The organism is Xanthomonas pisi DSM 18956 (assembly GCF_001010415.1).
Lineage (GTDB): Bacteria > Pseudomonadota > Gammaproteobacteria > Xanthomonadales > Xanthomonadaceae > Xanthomonas > Xanthomonas pisi.
Window position 1 is genome coordinate 46477 of the sequence record NZ_JPLE01000032.1, and the last position, 17480, is coordinate 63956.

A 17480-nucleotide genomic window follows, 5' to 3' on the forward strand; every position below is an offset into this window, starting at 1 on the left:
CTCGGTACGGTCATCGCACCTGTACGGCCTCCAGCAACGTCGTTGCGTGCGGCGCCGCGTGCTGGGCGACTGCGCCGACCACGATGAAGAACGTCAGCACGCCGAGCAGCGGCCACAGCGTATGGCGAACGCATAACCACCACCAGCCTTGCGCCTGCACGCCGCGCATGCGGCGATACAGCCCGCCTGCCAGCGCCGCGTCGACCAGAAGCTCGGCCATCAACACCGGCGCCGACCACACCACCCAGGCGCCAGCAACGATGGCGGCTGCGGCCGCGACCAGCACTGCCAATAGCGCCAAGATCGGCAGTCCGGCCTCGCCATCGATGAAGTCCGGGAGTGCGCCGTCGCCCGAGGCATCCGAGGTGGATCCGGATGGCGCGCTCCACGTGCCCGAACGCCCCGCGCCGCTGGAGTTGCCGCCGTTGCCGGTCCATCCCGAGTCCTGCGCCGCGCTGCTGCCGAGATCGACGCAGTCGCTCACCAGCTCGCCATCCACCTCGTTGCGCCAGCGCACCCATGCCCACATCAGCAGCAGGAACAGGCCATAGGCGATCAGCGTCGCCATCGGGTAGCGCACCACCATCGCGTCCACGCCGGCATTGCGCAGCAGGAACGAGGCCAGCAAGCCGCCTGTTGCCGTGATCAGCACGATGGCGCTCATCTGCAGGCGCGGCCACCCGGCGCGTTCCAGATGCTGCCGTGCCTGCTCGATGCTGAATCGTCTTCGGTCCGACATGACGCGATGCCTCCTGCTGCCGGCGGCCTTGCCCGGATGCCGAGGGTAAGTGACTTTCGATGACGCGTGCACGCGCTTGGCTGCAGACGTGCCACATGTCCAGGGACCGGTGGTCGATGAAGAGCTTGCCTCCTGAGCGCGCAAGCGATCGCTCAAAGGCCTTGGGGCTGCGTGCAGGCTTTGGAACCAAAGGCTGCGGGCGTGGGAGACCTGCAAGGCAGGCGCAGGGAGGCGCAGGGAGGCACGGTGCGTGGGCGCATCCGAGTGCGCGGGGCGAATCCCTTCAACGCGCGCGCATGGCACACTTTCGGCTCATCCCCCCGGCGAGAGCGTGCAGTGATTGGCCAACAACGTGACCTGACTTTTCGTTTTCTGGCCGAGCCCAGCGACGTCAACTTCGGCGGCAAGGTGCATGGCGGCGTGGTGATGAAGTGGATCGACCAGGTCGGCTTTGCCGCGGCCAGCGGCTGGAGTGGGCATTACTGCGTGACGGTGGCGGTGGGCGGGATTCGCTTTGTGGCGCCGGTACGGATCGGCGATCTGGTCGCGGTGTCGGCCAAGCTGGTCTACACCGGGCGCAGCAGCATGCATTTCGCCATCGATGTGCGTGCGCGCAGCCCGATGGGCGGCGATTCGCGCTTGTGCACCCACTGCATCATCGTGTTCGTGGCGATGGACCCGGATGGTGTGACGCCGGTGGAAGTGCCGTCCTGGCGGCCGGACACGCCCGAGGATCAGCGCCTGGCCGAATACGCGCTCAAGGTGATGGAGCTGAGCAAGGGCATCGAGGACACCATGGCGCATTACAGGCGCGATGCCGATCACTGACCTGGCTGCGGCAACGAGCTGGCTGGGTTGCCACACGTGACGTTCCCCACGATGCATCATCCGCCACACCACTCCCGGTGCCTGGCGCAATCGTGCCTGCGCAGCGCGCGGAATGCGATGTTTTATCCGGCCGGCAAGTCGCGCGCGTCGTCGGACCAGCCCGTGATCGGCAGGCGCAGCACCATGACCGCGCCGCCTTGTGGACTGTTAAGGGCCTGGATGGAGCCGCGGTGCTCATCGACGATGCGCTGAACGATGGCCAGGCCCAGCCCGGTGCCCTTTCGGCGCCGGGTGAAGAATGGGTCGAATAGCAATGGCAGGTCCTCGGCGGCGAAGCCAGCGCCGCGATCCTGCACACGGCACTCCACAGCGCGATTCCCGTCCTCGACGATCGTGCTGGCGGTGATGGTCACCTCGGTGCAAGCAGGCGCATGCTGGACTGCGTTCTCGATCAGGTTGACGAACACCTGCAGCAGGCGGCCATGGTTCATCGGCAGTACGCCGTCATAGGCGTTGGCCTGGTTGACGATGACAACGGTTGCTGCGTCGGCAGCCGGGCCGCAGATATGGCCGGCCTCGGCGATCACATTGCCCAGGCGTCCGTTGGTGAATTCCTCGGTCGGCGGCCGGCCATATTCGAGCAGGTCCGTCATCAGCTTGTTCAGTCGACGCACCTCGCGGCGCAGCACTTCCCGGTGACGGCCACTTCCGCCGCCGCCGTGTGAGCCTGCCTCCATCGCATCCAGGGTCGATGAAATGCCGAACAACGGGTTGCGCACCTCATGGGCAACGCCGGCCATCAGCGCGCCGATGGCCGCCATCGCCTCGCTACGTCGCAACTCGGCCTGCAGCTTTCCGCGTTCCCGCTCGGACCGTGCGCGTTCTGCGATTTCCTGACGCAGGTCCGATACCGTGAGTCGCAGTTTCTGTTCGCTTTGTTCCAGCAGCGCCTTGGAGACGGTGCTCTCCTGCAGTCGCGCCACCATCAGGTTGAATTGCCGTGCCAGATCGTCGAACTCGTCCTTGCCGCGTTCGGCGATGCGGTAGCCAAGATTGCCGTCGCCAATGGCCTTGGTCCCCGATGCCAGTTTTCGCAATGGCCTGACGACCGTCATGATCAGCAATGCACCCACCACCATTGCAACCAGCAGGTACAGCGGGATCGCGTACCCCAGCATGTTCAGCACCCGTACCGCGATGCGGTCCGCTTCCTTCTGCGGTGCCGTCAGCCCCTTGGCGGCCAACGGTTCGATCTCATCGTCGGAGACATCGTCGAGATGGTTCTGCAATCTGACAAATTGCCTCGCCGATGCATCAATGGCGTCCTCGCCCACAAGCAGTTCATCGACACCGCGTCTGATCTGCACACGCAACGCCTCCACATCATCGCCCAGCCGTTGCTCCTCTGGCGCCAGCGGCAAACGCCGATATTCGGAGATGGCCTCGTCGAGGCCGGCGATTCTTTCCAGTAACTGCCGTGTCGTCAGCGCCGTCGTCCTGCGCTCATACGCCGACAGCCAAAATCCGAGTTTTGCTGCCTGTGCTTCCATGTTTGCGATTGCAGCCAGACTGCGCCGCCGCGCTGGCTCGATTTTCGGCGCAGCCGCCACCATGCGATGGTCTGCAAGCGCGTCGATGTCTTTCAACAGCCCGGTGACACGCTCGAACGTGGCGTCGAGCGCGTCTCTTTTATCCATCAGCGCAGCGCCGATACCGGAAAGATTCTTGAAGTCGGCAGCAAGGTGCCTGCCCAACTCGATTTCCCTGTCGGTGCTGCTCAACTGCATGTAGTTGGCGTGGTAGCGGGAAAAGTCGGCGCTGTCGTTGACGGTTTCCGCGCGGGTATCCGCAAGCGGTTGTGCGATGTACTGCAGCACACCATAGGCATACTCACCGACATTCTTTTCCATCTCGAGGGCAGCGATGCTGAAGGGCGCATCGATCTGCTCGAGTCTGGTCAGATGGCCGACGACCTCGTCGAGTCCGCGCTGGACGTAGAGCATCGACATCACGCCGAAGGCGACGATGATCGCGATGCCTGCATAGATCTTCGCCTTGACCATGTCGCACTCCTCGCGCGCGTGCCAATCTCACCTGTTGAGCGCTCAACCCCGGCATGCGGGCTTAGCCGGGATCGTGCGATGCCGCGCTGATGCCATGCATCTTGATCTTCTGATAGAGCGTGCTGCGTGGAATCCCCAGGCGCAGCGCAGCCTGCTCGACCTTGCCTCCCACATCACGCAAAACGCGCTGGATGTGTTGTCGCTCGAGCTGCTGAAGCGTGAGATTCATCGTGTTTGCCGGCACGTCTTGCGCTGCGGGTAGCTCGAAGCGCAGGTCGCGTCGGGTGATGGTGTCGTCATTGCAGAGCAACGCGGCGCGCTCCAGCACATTGCGCAGTTCGCGGATATTGCCGGGCCATGCATAATCGCGCAGCGCCTGTTGCGCGTCATCGGTCAGTTGTACCTGCCGCGCCGGGTCGGTGACCATGCGGGCCAGCAGCGTGGAAGCGAGCGAGAGGATGTCCTGTTTGCGGTCGCGCAGTGCAGGCATCGTCAACGGAATGCTGCTGATCCGGAAATACAGGTCGCTGCGGAACACGCCTTCCTTCACCTTGCTGGCAAGGTCGTGGTGGGTGGCGGCAATCAGCCGGATATCCACTTCGCGCTCGCGCACCGCGCCCATCCGGCGAAAACGCTTTTCTTCCAGTACCTTGAGCAGCTTGGGCTGCACGCGTGGATCGACATCGCCGATCTCATCCAGGAAGACGGTGCCGCCATCGGCGATGTCGAGCATGCCCTGCTTGCTGGCGCTCGCCCCGGTGAATGCGCCTTTTTCGTGGCCGAACAATTCGGTTTCCAGAAATTCCGGCGACAGCCCGGCGCAATTGAGATCCACGAACGGCTCGTCGGCACGCGCGCTGTGGTGATGCAGCCACTTGGCGAGCATGCTCTTGCCGGTGCCGGTCTCTCCAAGAATCAGGATCGGGCTGTCGCTGCCCATCACCTTGCCTGCCTGTTCGGCCAGCATCCGGATGGCGGGGCTATCGCCCAGCAACGGATCCACCCGTTCACGCTGTTCGCGTTTGCTCACCACTTGCTGCTGTCTGTGCAGCCGCCGATTGGTCAGCAGCCGCTTCACGATGGCGTGCAGCGCGGGCATTTCGATCGGCTTGGTCAGAAATTGTTCTGCCCCCTGCTTGATCGCCTGCACCGCCAGGTCGATCGATCCGTAGGCCGTCAGCACGATCATGGGAACGTCCGGGTCGATCTGCCTGAAGTCGCGAAGCAGGTCGATCGCACTGCCGTCGTGCAGCCGGAAATCGATGACCGCGACATCCGGCGACGATGCCTGGAACAGCTCCCTTGCCCTGCGACAGCTATCGGCGTCGATCACATCGTAGCCACGGGATTCTAGAAAGTCGCGCATGCCAAAACGGATGCTGTCCTCGTCATCGACGATCATGATTCGGGTTCTTGCCAATCTTTTGTCTCCGGCAGCGCCGCGCGCACGTCAGAACGATAGTTGCATGCGGGCCAACAAGATATCGGGATTGTCCGTTCGGCCCCGACGCTCGCTTCGCACATCGATGTAATTGAGCATGATACGCAAGCGGTTGTTGACGTAATAGTTGACCCCGACGGTCACGTTGTTTTCCTCGCCCCCCCGTACCCGGCCGTCGTCCAGGTCGAGATGGCTATAGCGTGCGGTCAGTTCCCAGGCGCCGCGAGGCTGCTGCATCGAAACGCTTCTGAACCTGCCGTTCTTGTACTGGCGCGACTGACCGGTGAGCACCCAGCTGCCTATCACGTACCAGCCTTGCAGCTGCGCATCGGCACTGCCGTGGCTGCGCCTGATGGCAGCACGCATCCATTCGGCCTGCACGGAAACCGGGCCGGCGTTGCCTGCGGCTTCCAGTCCGATACGATCGATGCGATCGACGTTGTCCAGATCGCCGGTGTTCAAGAATCGGACATCCAGGGCTCTGGACTCCGGCCGGGCATTGAACTTGACCTCGCCGCTTGGACGTTCGATGACGACCGCCGCACCCAGATGCAGCATTGTTCCGCCGTTGCCGGTGTTGACCGGCACGAAGGTGGCCCGCAGCGCGGCGCCACGGCCCCTGTCGCGGCCATCGATAGACCTGCCGAACCCCATGGCAGACAGCGTGTAGCGCTGGCGATTGCGGCTCACGCCCACACCCAACCGCCGCGATGGCGCGAAGGCATCGCTGGCCAGGGCGCGTTCGATCAAGGTGATGTTATTGGAACTGTTCAGTTCCTCCAGCCCGAACGGAACCTTGAACTGGCCAAGATCCAGATCGGCCTGCTTCCAGCCGTCGTATCGCAGTGCCACGCCATCGAAGCCTTCCTTGAATGCACCCTGCTTGTGGGTGCCGCTGTCGGTGACGCTGTACACGGCGGCGACGTCATAGGCGACCTCGAACGACCAATCGTCATTGAGCTTGCCATCGGCATCGAGCTTGGCACGCCGCAGTAGAAAGGCATCGTCGAGCTGCCTGACGTCGGCCCGGTAGGTCGCGTAATCCAGATGCAGGCGGCCGCCAAAGTGGATCTCGAGTGCGTGCGTCTCCTGCGTCGCAGCCAGGCAAGCCACCGACAGGCAGACAAGCAGCGGCGTGTTCATGCGACGGTCCCGTCATGCGATTGAACGCTGCTCATGGCCGCCGCACCAACACGAAGGTGGTGCCCTGCGTCACCAGTCCCCCGTTATCGCTCACCAGCAGAATGTGCTGCGGGTCGATCACGGTCATGCCTTCGAAGTTGTCCGGCCCAGCCGGAAGCATTGCGACGGTGTCGGTCGCACAGCTGCCATCGTTGCTGCAGGCGGCAAGGTCCAGCCGGCGCACACTGGCGGCGAAGCTGCCCTTGGCGCCTGCCTTGTCGCGTTCAAGCACCAGCAGGCTGCCGTCGGGCAGTACGTCGATTCCCTTGAGGCGGCTGTCAGGGGAATGTCGCAGGAACGACCAACGCCGGTGTTTCGCGTACACCGTGTGGCGGTCTTCCCGTGGCTCCAGCAGAGGCGACTCGGGCGCCGTCAGAAGACCGTACGCAGGGTGGATCGCCACCGCCTCCAGGCCGCGTCCCTTTTTGCGGTAGCGGCTCAGGTCGTCGGCTGGCGAGGGCACCGCGAGCTCGCCCAAAATGTTACCGGTCGGGCTGAAACGCACGATCCGCGAGGGCTTGTCTTCCAGCGCAACAACCAGTTCGGTGTCGCCCGATACGCCGTTGGCGGCGTTGTTGAGCGCCAGCCCTTCCGCATTGAAGGCATCGGACGTCAAACCCGCCTTTGCGTCCACCAGTGCCGCCGAGTGAATGGGCTCCACGCGCACGATCTCATCGCCATCCAGGGTGAGGCGGAAATGGAACACGTGGCCGTTGTCGGACAGCGCATAGAGCAGCCTCTCGTCCGCATCCCAGGCCAGGGCGGACAGCTCGGTGAGAGGAACGTTTCCCACCCGTGTTGTGGGCGGGAAGGTGAAGCGAGGCCTATCCGATCGTGCATCGATCTGAGGTGGCGCGGTTTCGGTGTGTGCCGGAACCGCGATCCCGGTCGTGACGTGGGCGTCCTGTGTGCACGTTGTCAGCAGCCCCAGGGTGGCCAGGCCCGCAGTCAGAAGAAGGTTCAAGTGCATGGAAGGGTCCTGTCGGAAATGAGGGACGGTGTGATGCAGCGCGGATGCGCGCCGAGCGACGCGTACGTCATGTCGTCGGTATCGCGTGCGTGGGAACCACAGCGAGCTTGCGCAGCGCAGGCAGCAACTTGTTGTACTTGGAGACCTGCCGCAGCGCGGCCAGGCTGACGCAGTACTTGGAAGCGCTATTGGTGGGGTGCTGGTGCAAGCTGCGCAGGATCTTGTCGGCGATGCCGTTGGCGTTGCCCGACTTGGTTTCGACGATCACCAGGTCATCGTCGATCCGGCAGGTGCCAGAGGCATCCATGAAGACCATGCCGCGGTCGATCGTCATCCGCTCGCCCCCTTCCTTGGCCACCAGCGTGGTTCTGCGATACCGCATCCAGCAGATGGGTTCGAGCGCCTGTGTCAGGTCGCGTGCGTAGAGTTCGCGATAGGCCGAACGGATCTGCGACTGGGCGTGCTCGCCCAGTACGCCGTACTGATCCACCGGGCAGGCGATGCGACGTTTCTCGGTCTGGCCGCGTTTGCCTTTGAGTTTGATCTCGGCAAAGCACAGTTGTGCATCGACATAGTTGCGCATGCGAATCTTGCAGCGCTGACGCCGGCCGCGATGGTGATCGAAGTAACTGGTATGGCCCGGATCGTCGAAATAGCAGGTGTCGTAGATGAAATCGCGCTTTCCATCGATTTCCAGGATGTCGAACTGGCCGATCAGCTCCCCCCATGCCGGTGCCAGCCGATCTTCGTGCACCACGTACTTGTTGTCGCGCCGTATCAACATCGATGCGGTGGCGTTGAGTCGCTCCAGACCAATGGCGCGGAACTGCTGCTCCGGGCACGTCATGGAGTTGGCGACGGGGGTTTGAGCGCGCGCGGTAACGAGCGCCGCATCAGTGTGGGACAGCAAGAGCGGAACCCCATCGGCGAGCCGGTGACGCGGCAAAGCGAGTGGACAGGCGAATGTATTCATGGCGGCTTCCTCAAGGTTTGCGGTAAAAAATCCGCATGCTCACGGTGTCGTTGAGGTAATCGATGGCACGGACTTCGTAGGACACGACGTCCACGCCGAGCCGCTCGGCGATGCTGGCGTTCATCGCAGTCGGATTGGAGAGCGCGTGGATATGGATCTGGTCGAAGGTGATCTTGATGTTCTCGACCGAGCGCACGATCCGCGGGTGATCGAAGACATAGGCGCCCGTCAGTACCAGCACCACCGTGGCCGCGATCAGGGCAAGCGTGGTGCCCTGCACCGAACAGATCACCGCGATGGCAACGCTGCCGAAGAAATAGGTGATCTCGATCTTGGTGATCGGCTCGGAGCGAAGCGTAAACAGCGCAAGGATGGCGAATAGACCGAAACCGGCGGCTACACTGAACTGGACACTCGACAGAATAGTGAGCACCGCAAACACGAAGATGTTGAACAGTGCTGCTGCAGTAACGAGTTCCTTGTCTTGATGGCGGCGGTAGTACATGGCGAAGATCAGCACCAGCACTGCGGCAATATCGATGCAGAATCGTGAAAGCAATTCAAACAACGGTGTGTGGATCAATGTGGATAGCAAGGCTCTACTCCGGCACGGGCGGAATGCCGCGTTTACAGAGTGCAAAGCAGAACGCATGCCAATCCGTTCGCTGCGCCTGAATCAATCCTCGGGCGCGTTGCAGATCAAGCAGATGCAGCTCTTTACAGGAGTGTGTTGCGCGTCAGGCAACGCGTGAGCTGACAGCTAGGACGTTGGAAATTCCAGGATCTGGACTGGATTCTGGAATCCATAAAACCTGCGGAACGGACACGCAGAATCGATCGCTGCTTGTCCGGTGGCTACATGCAGCATGTTTGCAGAACGTTGCCTGCAGACACCGTTCAAGCACGCCGCATCGGCGTTGCGTATCGCGCGCGATACCTAATCGGACAGGGACTGCCCGTGGCGACCTTGCGCTGCTGGTGGGTGGGGTGTTTGCATTTCAGGGCTGGTGCATGCCGCCCCCCGGTTAGATCGGGCATTGCACGCCGGGACAATGCCATCGCCCTGTGTTGGCCAGTCGTAGGCGAGGTCGTGTGTGTCGGCAGAGCGAGGAGGCGGCGACATGCCGGCGACTCGCCAAACGCGGTCGACAAGCCCTCGCCAGAAGTGAGTCAGACCAGCTATGAAAAGCTGTCCAGTGCCGCCTGTGATCAGGCGGACCGGGGTGTGGCCTCCGGCAAAGTGCCGACGACCCAAGGCCAACAAAAAAGCCGCGGCAATGCCGCGGCTTTTTTGCGCAGTACGCTGGGCAATCAGAGCACCCGACGCGCCTGGATGAACTTCTCGCTCCAGTAGCCACTGGCGAGCGAATCCACGCGCACGTCCTTGCCGCGGCTGGGCGCATGCAGGAACTTGCCGTCGCCGACCACCAGGCCGACATGATCGATGCGGCCACGCTTGCCGAAGAACACCAGGTCGCCGGCCTTCAGCGCGTTCGGGTCCTTGATCAGTTCGGCCGATTCGTCGCGGGCGATATCGCGCGAGACGCGCGGCAGGTCGATGCCCAGCGCAGTCTTGAACACGTAACCGACCAGTCCGCTGCAATCGAAACCTTCGGTGGACTCGCCGCCCCACACGTAGGGAGTACCGAGCAGGGCCATGGCACGCTGCAGGATCACCTGCACGCGGCTGTCGGCAACGGCGTTCTGGGCAGCATTGGCCGCACTCTGCGAAACATCGTAATTGGCGAGCAGGCGGCTGAGGTCCCCGGCGAACATCGCCGAGCGGTCCATCAGCGGGATGGCGTCATTGGCGGCCAGATGCGGAAGCAGGGCGGCCAGGGTAGCGGTGGCAGCGGCGTCGGCGCGGCTGCGGGTTGCGGCTTTCTCGGCGGCGACGGCGCTGTCTGGCGTGGTCGTCTGCGGAGCGGATGGGGCGGTATTGGCGGTCTGCGCCAGGGCGGGCAGCGCGGCAATCCAGAGAGCGGTGACGCATAGCAGGCGGAGCGGTTTCCGGAGCGGAAGCGGTGCGGCGCCAGTTTTGATCTGTTCGTCGTTCGTCACGCGGGAATCACAATTCTGCTGTCGATGCGGGATGATGCCCTGGTGAACGAATCGTTACGTTCAAAAAAAGTTAACTTTCCGTTTTATTACTTGTGATGAGCATCACATTTCAATGTAAAACCCGCTTTGAACCTGAATAATGGTCACGCCAGTAGGCGCCATCGAGAAAATCCAAGCGGACGGTACCGCCGGTGGTCGGGGCATGCACAAACCGGCCTTCACCCACATAAATACCGACGTGGCTCACGTTTCCGCCGGCGCCGAAGAACACCAGATCCCCGGTGGCCAGCTTCTCGGGCGGGATCCGTGGGCCCTGGATCGCGGCCAGGTCGCGCGAGGTGCGCGGCAACGACAGCGCCAGCACGTCCTTGTAGACATAGGTGACCAGGCCGCTGCAGTCGAAACCGGTCTCAGGCGTATTGCCGCCGAACCGGTATGGCGTGCCGACCAGACCCAGCGCGCGCATCAGGATGTTGTTGGCCGCGGCGGGATCGGCCGGCGGCACCTGCGGCCACACGCGCGCCGACGGCGGCGGGGCGGAAGGTCGCCGAACCGGCGCCTTCGACGAGCAGCCGCCCAGCAGGAACAGGCCCAGCAACAGACAGGCCGTGGCGCGATGGGCGCGGGCGGCGACAACTGGCGTGATATGCATTGAGCCGGGATAATGGGCGGTTCGAAAGGTCGCCATGATGGCGGCGCACCCGGCGGCCGACAAGCCGTCCTCCACCGTCTGCCACCGGGCAGCCCATTCAGAGCCAGGCATGAAGATCGAAAAAGACAGCGTCGTCCGCTTCCACTACACCGTTTCGGAGATTGGCCAGGAGCCGATCGAAAGCTCCAAGGAGCGCGACCCGTTGGCGATCATGATCGGCCACGGCAACATCATTCCGGGTCTGGAAGCGGCCATGATGGACAAGCAAGCCGGCGAGAGCTTCGGCGTGGACGTCAAGGCCACCGAGGCCTATGGCGAATACCGCGAAGGCCTGAGCCAGCGCGTCCCCAAGAAGCACTTCGGCGCCACCAAGCTGGTCCCGGGCACCCAGGTGGTGCTGCAGACCAACTTCGGCCCGCGCGCGGTCACCGTGCAGAAGGTCGGCATGAGCGTGGTCGACGTCGACCTCAACCACCCGATGGCCGGCAAGGACCTGCACTTCGACGTGGAAATCATCGAAGTGCGCGAAGCCACGCAGGAAGAGCGCGATCACGGGCACGTGCACGGCGATGGCGGTCATCACCACTAAGCGCAACTCACAAAACGACTGCGCTCCCCGCCAGGCGGGCGCGGCCGGTACTCGGTGCGGCATGTACCACGCGTACACTGAGTTTCCTCCGCGCCGCCCACGCCCACCTGACGACTGCTCGCTACGTTTTGTAAGCCGCTCCAAGCGCGGCGATCAACACCTCTGTGCGGCCGCGCTGGGTACGCCCGGCCAGCGCCTCCGGCACGCACCGCGCGTGCACGCTGAGGTCTGCGTGCTACCCACGGTTGGTTGGTGGTGACGCGCAACGTGGTAGTGGCCGCAGCCCGTGGTGGCCGTCTGCTTTCTGCGGTGCGCAACGCCGCATCCGCTTGCCTGAGCTGCGATGACACAACGCGATCTGCTGTTACCCACTGCCGCGACCGAGCGCATCGTCGTCCTGGACGTCCTGCGCGGCTTTGCGTTGCTCGGCATCTTGCTGATGAACATCGAAGCCTTTGTCGGTCCGCTGGATCTGGCGCTGAGCGGTGTGGAGCCGCATTGGCACGGCGCCGATCGCGTGGCCGACGCGCTGGTCTACATTTTTGTGCAGGGCAAGTTCTACCCGCTGTTTTCGATGTTGTTCGGCATGGGGTTTGCGGTGATGGCGCAGCGCGCCGAGCGCGCCGGGCGCGGGTTTTTCGGCATGTATCTGCGGCGCACGGCCGGCTTGCTGGTCATCGGTCTGGCGCATGCGGTGCTGCTGTGGTCGGGCGACGTTCTGGTGACCTATGCCTTGCTGGCGATGTTGCTGCTGGGCGCTCGCACTGCGCCGACCGTGACGCTGCCGTGGCTTGCCGCGCTGGTTTACCTCTGTGCGCCGGCCCTGGTGCTGTTGTACGGCGTTGCCGGTGCGATGATGCAGGCCGATCCGGCATCGGCGTTGGACTGGAAATCGGCCATGGCCGATGTTGCGCAGCAGGCCGTGGCCAACGTGCAGGCACAGCGCGCTGCGCTGGGGCACGGCACTTATCTGCAGGCCACTGCGCAGCGCTGGCACGATCTGCGCGAAGCGATGAGCGGGCTGAGCATCAACGGCCCGGCCATGCTCGGCATGTTCCTGCTGGGCAGCTGGTTCGTGCGCAGTGGCGCGATAGCCGCGCCCGAGCGCTTCCCCCGGTTGTTCCGGGTGCTGCGCTACGGCGCCTTGCCGCTGGGGTTGGGCGTGATGCTGCTGAGCTATGCCGTGGAGCCCTGGATGGACCCGACGCGGTTGAGCATGCGCCTGTCCGGCGCATTCGCGCTGGCGTTGGTGGCCGGGCCGCTGATGAGCCTGGGCTACGCCGCGTGGGTGGTGCGCTTTGCCTCGCATCTGGACTGGCTTGCGCCGGCCGGCCGTATGGCATTGAGCAACTACCTGCTGCAGTCATTGCTATGCACCTGGATGTTTTACGGGTACGGGTTGGGGTATTTCGAGCAGCTGCCGCGCCTGTGGCAACTGCCGTTCGCGGTAGGGCTGTTTGCCTTGCAGGTGGTGACGAGCCAGCAGTGGCTGCGCCGGTTCCGCTTCGGGCCGATGGAATGGCTGTGGCGTAGCGTGACCTATCTGCACGTGCCGCCGATGCGGCGCGGCGACGCACGCACGGGATAGCGCGCGATGGCCGCCGTGCGCGAAGACGTGGTGGTGATCGGTGCGGGTGCGATCGGATTGGCCACTGCGCTGGCATTGGTGGAGGCGGGCCGCCAGGTCCGCGTGCTCGATGCCGGTGCCATCGGCGCGGCAACCTCGCACGGCAACTGCGGCACCATCACGCCGAGTCATGCGCCACCGTTGGCAGCACCGGGCATGATCACCCAGGCGCTGAAGTGGATGCTGACACCGGATGCGCCGCTGTATATCCCGCCGCGTCTGGATCCTGCGTTGTGGCGTTGGTTGCTACGGTTTGCGCAGCGCTGCAATGCGCGCGATTGGCAGGCCAGTGCGCAGGCGCGTGCGGCGCTGCTGCATGACGCGCGTGCCCGGCTGGACGATTGGGTCGCACGCTATGCGTTGGACTGCGAGTTCCGCGCCGATGGGTTGGATTATGTATTCGGCGACGCACGTCGCTTTGCGCAGTACCGCGACGAATGCGCAGTGCTGGCGCAGTGGGGGATCCAGGCGCAGGTGATCGAAGCGGACGACTACCTGCGGCAGGATCCGGCATTTCGCACAGGACTTGCCGGCGCGATCCATTTTCCTGGCGATGCGCACCTGCGCCCGGAGCGCTACACCGCAGAGCTGGCCAGAGTGGTGCGCAGCCATGGTGCGGTGATCGAGGAGCGCTGCCGTGTGCAGGGCATATTGCCCGATGCATCCGGTGCACGCGTGCAGACCGAACACGGCACGCTGCACGCGCGCGAGGCGGTCATCGCGACCGGGCCATGGTCGCCGTTGCTGGCCGCGCAACTCGGCTTGCGCCTGCCGGTGCAGGCCGGCAAAGGCTATTCGATCACCTACCGCGCCCCTGCGCTGATGCCGCGTCGCCCGGTGGTGTTGAAGGATCGCTGGGTATTCGTTGTGCCATGGCGCGACCGGCTGCGGATCGGCAGCACGATGGAGTTTTCCGGCCGCAACACGCAGCTCACGCCCACCCGCCTGGCGGCGCTGGAACGCGCAGCGGCCGACTATCTGCATGCACCGTGCGGACCTGCAGTGATCGAGCGCTGGTACGGATGGCGCCCGATGACCTGGGACGATGTGCCGGTGTTGGGTGCGGTGCCGGCATGTCCTCACGTCTGGCTCGCAGCCGGCCATGGCATGCTCGGCATCAGCATGAGCACTGCAAGCGGACAACTGATGGCCGACCTGATCACGGGCCGCGCACCTGCGCTGGACCCGCATCCCTACCGGGCGGAGCGATTCGCATGAGTGCGCGTTACGACTACGACGTGGTGATTCTAGGCGGCGGTTCCGGTGGGCTGGCGGCGGGATTTCGCGCTGCAAGGCACGGTGCACGTGTGGCGATCATGGAGCCTGATGCGTTGGGCGGCACCTGCGTCAATCTGGGGTGTGTGCCGAAGAAAGCGATGTGGTTGGCAGCCGATCTGGCCGGCAAGATCGAGCTCGCCAGCGCGCTCGGCTTCGATGTGCCGCGGCCGACGCTGCAGTGGCAGGAACTGGTCACGCATCGGCAGGGCTATATCGCCAACATCCATGCCAGTTATCGGCGTCGACTCGATGAAGACGGCGTGGTGCTGATTCCGCAACGCGGCGTGCTGCAGGACCGCCATACGATCATGGGGGGCGATGGGGTCGCGGTGACGGCCGAGCACATCGTGATCGCGACCGGTGCGTATCCATTGCGCCCGGACGTGGAAGGCGCCGAATACGGCGACGTCTCCGACGATTTCTTCAATCTGTGTCATGCGCCTGCGCACGTGGCGATCATCGGCGGCGGCTATATCGCGGTGGAAATCGCCGGCCTGTTGCAGGCGCTGGGCAGTCGTGTGCATCTGTATGTGCAGGGCGAGCGCTTGCTGGAACGCTTCGACGCCGAGCTGACGCTGCAGCTGGCCGACAACCTGCGCCATCTGGGTGTGCGCCTGCATTTCGGTTTCACCACCACCGGCCTCGAACGCGATGCGCAGGGCGGGCTGCGCGTGCACGGCCATCCGGTGCACCCGCGCGAACAGGGCAACGATGTGTTCGACAAGGTGTTCTTCGCGATCGGCCGGCGCGGCAATACGGCCGGTCTGGGTCTGGAGGCCCTGGGGGTGAAGTTGGGCGAGAAGGGCGAGGTGGTGGTGGACGATGCTCAGACCACCACGGTGCCCAACATCCATGCGATCGGCGATGTCGGCGGCAAGGTCGGGCTGACGCCGGTGGCGATCGCGGCCGGCCGCAAATTGATGGACCGGCTGTTCGGCAATCAACCGGATGCACGCATGGACTACGAAGGCGTGCCAAGCGTGGTGTTCTCGCATCCGCCGCTTGGCCATGTCGGACTCACCGAAGAACAGGCACGCGCGCGTTACGACGGCGCGGTACGCGTGTATCGCAGTAACTTCCGCCCGATGCTGCATGCCTTGGCCGATGCGCCGCAACGCAGTCTGTTCAAGCTGGTCTGCGTGGGCGACGAGGAGCGTGTGGTCGGCGTGCATCTGCTTGGCGAAAGCGCCGACGAAATGCTGCAGGGCTTTGCCGTGGCAGTGAAAATGGGTGCCACCAAGCGCGACTTCGACGAGACCGTGGCGATCCACCCTACGTCGTCGGAAGAGATCGTGTTGATGCATTGATGCATTGATGCATTGATGCATTGATGCAGTGGTGTGGAGAGCGTGGGAGCGTTAGCTGTCTGCGCCAGGGAAACGATGGAAGCGGCGCAAGGGAAGGCGGGCGGGGCGCGAGTGGAAGCAGAGGGCGCAGCGCCAACCGCCAACCTCAACTAGGGCCCTGCTCCAGCCAAGAGCGGGATTGAGGTGACGGTTGAGCATCAAGAAGGTGGTAGGCAACGCTGGCTCCGCACTGGGCGGTAGCCGCCCTGTGCTCATGCAATGTTGCGGGCTGTGTGGAGCTGATAGCCGTTTCGCTCTTCATGGCTTGGCCCGTACCCTCACCCCAACCCCTCTTCCGGCGGGAGAGGGGCTTTGCTGTTTTTCTCTCCAGGTGGGAGGGCGTGATGCTGCGGCTTTCGACGTTGGGCACTGCTTGATGTCTCGCGTGCTCGGCCGTGCGTGGCTTGGTCCGTACCCTCACCCCAACCCCTCTCCCGGCGGGAGAGGGGCCTTTGCGTTTTCGTCAAGATAGCCTTGGGTGACGCGCTTGGTCGCAGAAGCGCGGTGGCCCGGCCGGCATCGAGTCGCGTCAGCTGGCATTCTTGCCTGATGTCCAAACCTCGCCAGCCATCTTTGCGTTCGTTCGCAGCTGCCAAGTCCGCCACCTGTTCCGCGTCAACGCCGGTAGCGCTCTCAGGTGAGCAGGCGCGGCTGCGTATTCTTGATGTCATCCGCGCCATTCCTGCCGGTCAGGTCGCCGGCTACGGCGAGGTCGCTGTGCGTGCCGGGTTGCCTGGGCGTGCGCGCATGGTGGCGCGTGTGCTCAGTGGCAATGACGATCCGGATCTGCCCTGGCATCGGGTGCTCCGTAGCGATGGGCGCATTGCGTTGCCGCCGGGGTCGCCCGGCTACCATGCGCAATGCCAGCGGCTGCGTGCGGAGGGCGTGCCGGTGGTGCAGGGGCGGGTGCGCCGCGCCACGGCCGCGCAGCGGCTGGATGCGGCCGTGTGGGGTCCTTCATAAGGCTGACGTTATCATCTGCAGCATTCAGAAGGATGCCGCCATGCCTCAATTGCCGCCCGTTACCAAAGCACTGTTGATCGCCAATATCGGCCTGTTCCTGCTGCAATGGGCCCTGGGCGATCTGGGGGCGGGGGTGTTGCCATCCGACTCCAGCTTGTCGTGGCTCATGCTGTGGCCGATTTCCAACGGCTTTGATGCGTTCTCGCCGGGCGCCAGCTTCATGCCGTGGCAGTTGTTGACTTACGCGTTTTTGCACAGCGGCTTCAATCAGTTGTTCTTCAGTGCGCTGGTGATCTTTATGTTCGGCGCGCCGTTGGAGCAGACCTGGGGCCAGAAGCGCTTTTTGACGTACTACCTGGTGTGTGTTGCGGGGGCTGGTGTGTGCCAGCTCTTGATGGCCTGGATCGTCCAGAGCGTGGCACCTGTACTGGGAGCGTCCGGTGGCGTGTTCGGCCTATTGTTCGCTTACGCCATGCTGTTTCCCAAGCAGCGCGTGATGTTGTTGTTCCCGCCGATCCCGATGAATGCACGTACCTTGGTCATTGTGGTCGGTTTGATCGAGGTGATGCTGGGTGTACTCGGTCAGCGATCGGGAATTACATATTTCGCCTATCTTGGCGGGATGCTGTTCGGTTGGTTGATGATTCGCTATTGGCGCGGCCAGTCGCCGTTTGGCGGCAGCGGTGGCCGCAAGGGTGGCGGCGGAAAGGGGCGCAAGCCGCCGCTGCGGGTGGTGCGCTGAGTCGCGCGGCGCTGTGCCGGATCGGC

Annotated in this window: 16 protein-coding genes and 1 other RNA gene; 8 read left to right on the forward strand and 9 right to left on the reverse strand. The window is 63.9% G+C overall.

Translation table 11 applies throughout. From position 1 onward, the window contains the following. Nucleotides 1-10 precede the first annotated feature (10 nt). On the reverse strand, nucleotides 11-739 hold the full coding sequence (locus Y887_RS08300; RefSeq protein ID WP_046963889.1) for a hypothetical protein: 729 nt from the start codon (nucleotides 737-739) through the stop codon (nucleotides 11-13). Nucleotides 740-1075: 336 nt separating this feature from the next. Between Y887_RS08300 and Y887_RS08305 the strand changes: the two genes are divergently transcribed. Continuing rightward, the gene (locus Y887_RS08305) at nucleotides 1076-1567 is read left to right on the forward strand and encodes an acyl-CoA thioesterase (protein WP_046963890.1); all 492 of its coding nucleotides are present in this window, start codon (nucleotides 1076-1078) and stop codon (nucleotides 1565-1567) included. Between the two features lie 122 nt (nucleotides 1568-1689). Here the strand turns inward: Y887_RS08305 and Y887_RS08310 are convergent, their stop codons facing one another. The 8 genes from Y887_RS08310 to Y887_RS08345 all read right to left on the reverse strand — a co-directional run bounded on the left by Y887_RS08310 (nucleotide 1690) and on the right by Y887_RS08345 (nucleotide 10909). Then, a complete protein-coding gene (locus tag Y887_RS08310; protein WP_046963891.1) occupies nucleotides 1690-3630 on the reverse strand; it encodes a sensor histidine kinase in 1941 nt (646 codons plus the stop codon). Nucleotides 3631-3691: 61 nt separating this feature from the next. Then, nucleotides 3692-5032, reverse strand: a complete 1341-nt coding sequence (locus tag Y887_RS08315) for a sigma-54-dependent transcriptional regulator (RefSeq protein WP_084725968.1) — start codon at nucleotides 5030-5032, stop codon at nucleotides 3692-3694. Nucleotides 5033-5080: 48 nt separating this feature from the next. After that, nucleotides 5081-6214 carry an OprO/OprP family phosphate-selective porin gene (locus tag Y887_RS08320; protein WP_046963893.1) on the reverse strand — a complete coding sequence of 378 codons (1134 nt, stop codon included), beginning with the start codon at nucleotides 6212-6214 and terminating at the stop codon, nucleotides 5081-5083. A gap of 31 nt (nucleotides 6215-6245) precedes the next feature. Beyond that, a complete protein-coding gene (locus Y887_RS08325) occupies nucleotides 6246-7223 on the reverse strand; it encodes an esterase-like activity of phytase family protein (protein WP_084725969.1) in 978 nt (325 codons plus the stop codon). A gap of 67 nt (nucleotides 7224-7290) precedes the next feature. Then, nucleotides 7291-8070 (reverse strand): polyphosphate polymerase domain-containing protein, encoded by a 780-nt coding sequence (locus tag Y887_RS08330; RefSeq protein ID WP_046963895.1) that lies wholly within the window; start codon nucleotides 8068-8070, stop codon nucleotides 7291-7293. A gap of 136 nt (nucleotides 8071-8206) precedes the next feature. Beyond that, on the reverse strand, nucleotides 8207-8791 hold the full coding sequence (locus tag Y887_RS08335) for a DUF4956 domain-containing protein (protein WP_245879371.1): 585 nt from the start codon (nucleotides 8789-8791) through the stop codon (nucleotides 8207-8209). A 716-nt stretch (nucleotides 8792-9507) separates the two neighbouring features. Beyond that, nucleotides 9508-10257 (reverse strand): C40 family peptidase, encoded by a 750-nt coding sequence (locus Y887_RS08340; protein ID WP_046963896.1) that lies wholly within the window; start codon nucleotides 10255-10257, stop codon nucleotides 9508-9510. Between the two features lie 109 nt (nucleotides 10258-10366). Further along, on the reverse strand, nucleotides 10367-10909 hold the full coding sequence (locus tag Y887_RS08345; protein ID WP_046963897.1) for a C40 family peptidase: 543 nt from the start codon (nucleotides 10907-10909) through the stop codon (nucleotides 10367-10369). A gap of 109 nt (nucleotides 10910-11018) precedes the next feature. Here Y887_RS08345 and Y887_RS08350 point away from each other — a divergent pair, with 109 nt between their 5' ends. From Y887_RS08350 to Y887_RS08375, 7 genes are all read left to right on the forward strand, one after another. Continuing rightward, nucleotides 11019-11498 (forward strand): FKBP-type peptidyl-prolyl cis-trans isomerase, encoded by a 480-nt coding sequence (locus tag Y887_RS08350; protein WP_046963898.1) that lies wholly within the window; start codon nucleotides 11019-11021, stop codon nucleotides 11496-11498. Nucleotides 11499-11559: 61 nt separating this feature from the next. Beyond that, nucleotides 11560-11635, forward strand: a non-coding RNA gene (locus Y887_RS18840) — sX9 sRNA. A gap of 206 nt (nucleotides 11636-11841) precedes the next feature. Beyond that, nucleotides 11842-13086 (forward strand): DUF418 domain-containing protein, encoded by a 1245-nt coding sequence (locus Y887_RS08355; protein WP_046963899.1) that lies wholly within the window; start codon nucleotides 11842-11844, stop codon nucleotides 13084-13086. A gap of 6 nt (nucleotides 13087-13092) precedes the next feature. Further along, complete coding sequence (locus Y887_RS08360) at nucleotides 13093-14343, forward strand: NAD(P)/FAD-dependent oxidoreductase (RefSeq protein ID WP_046963900.1); 1251 nt, start codon at nucleotides 13093-13095, stop codon at nucleotides 14341-14343. Then, complete coding sequence (gene gorA / locus Y887_RS08365) at nucleotides 14340-15710, forward strand: glutathione-disulfide reductase (RefSeq protein ID WP_046963901.1); 1371 nt, start codon at nucleotides 14340-14342, stop codon at nucleotides 15708-15710. Before Y887_RS08360 ends, gorA begins: the two co-directional genes overlap by 4 nt. A 588-nt stretch (nucleotides 15711-16298) precedes the next feature. Next, nucleotides 16299-16712, forward strand: coding sequence for an MGMT family protein (locus tag Y887_RS08370; RefSeq protein ID WP_046963902.1), 414 nt, complete (start codon nucleotides 16299-16301; stop codon nucleotides 16710-16712). A 40-nt stretch (nucleotides 16713-16752) separates the two neighbouring features. Beyond that, nucleotides 16753-17454: a rhomboid family intramembrane serine protease gene (locus tag Y887_RS08375; protein WP_046963903.1), complete on the forward strand. Its 702-nt coding sequence runs from the start codon at nucleotides 16753-16755 to the stop codon at nucleotides 17452-17454. Nucleotides 17455-17480 lie beyond the last annotated feature (26 nt).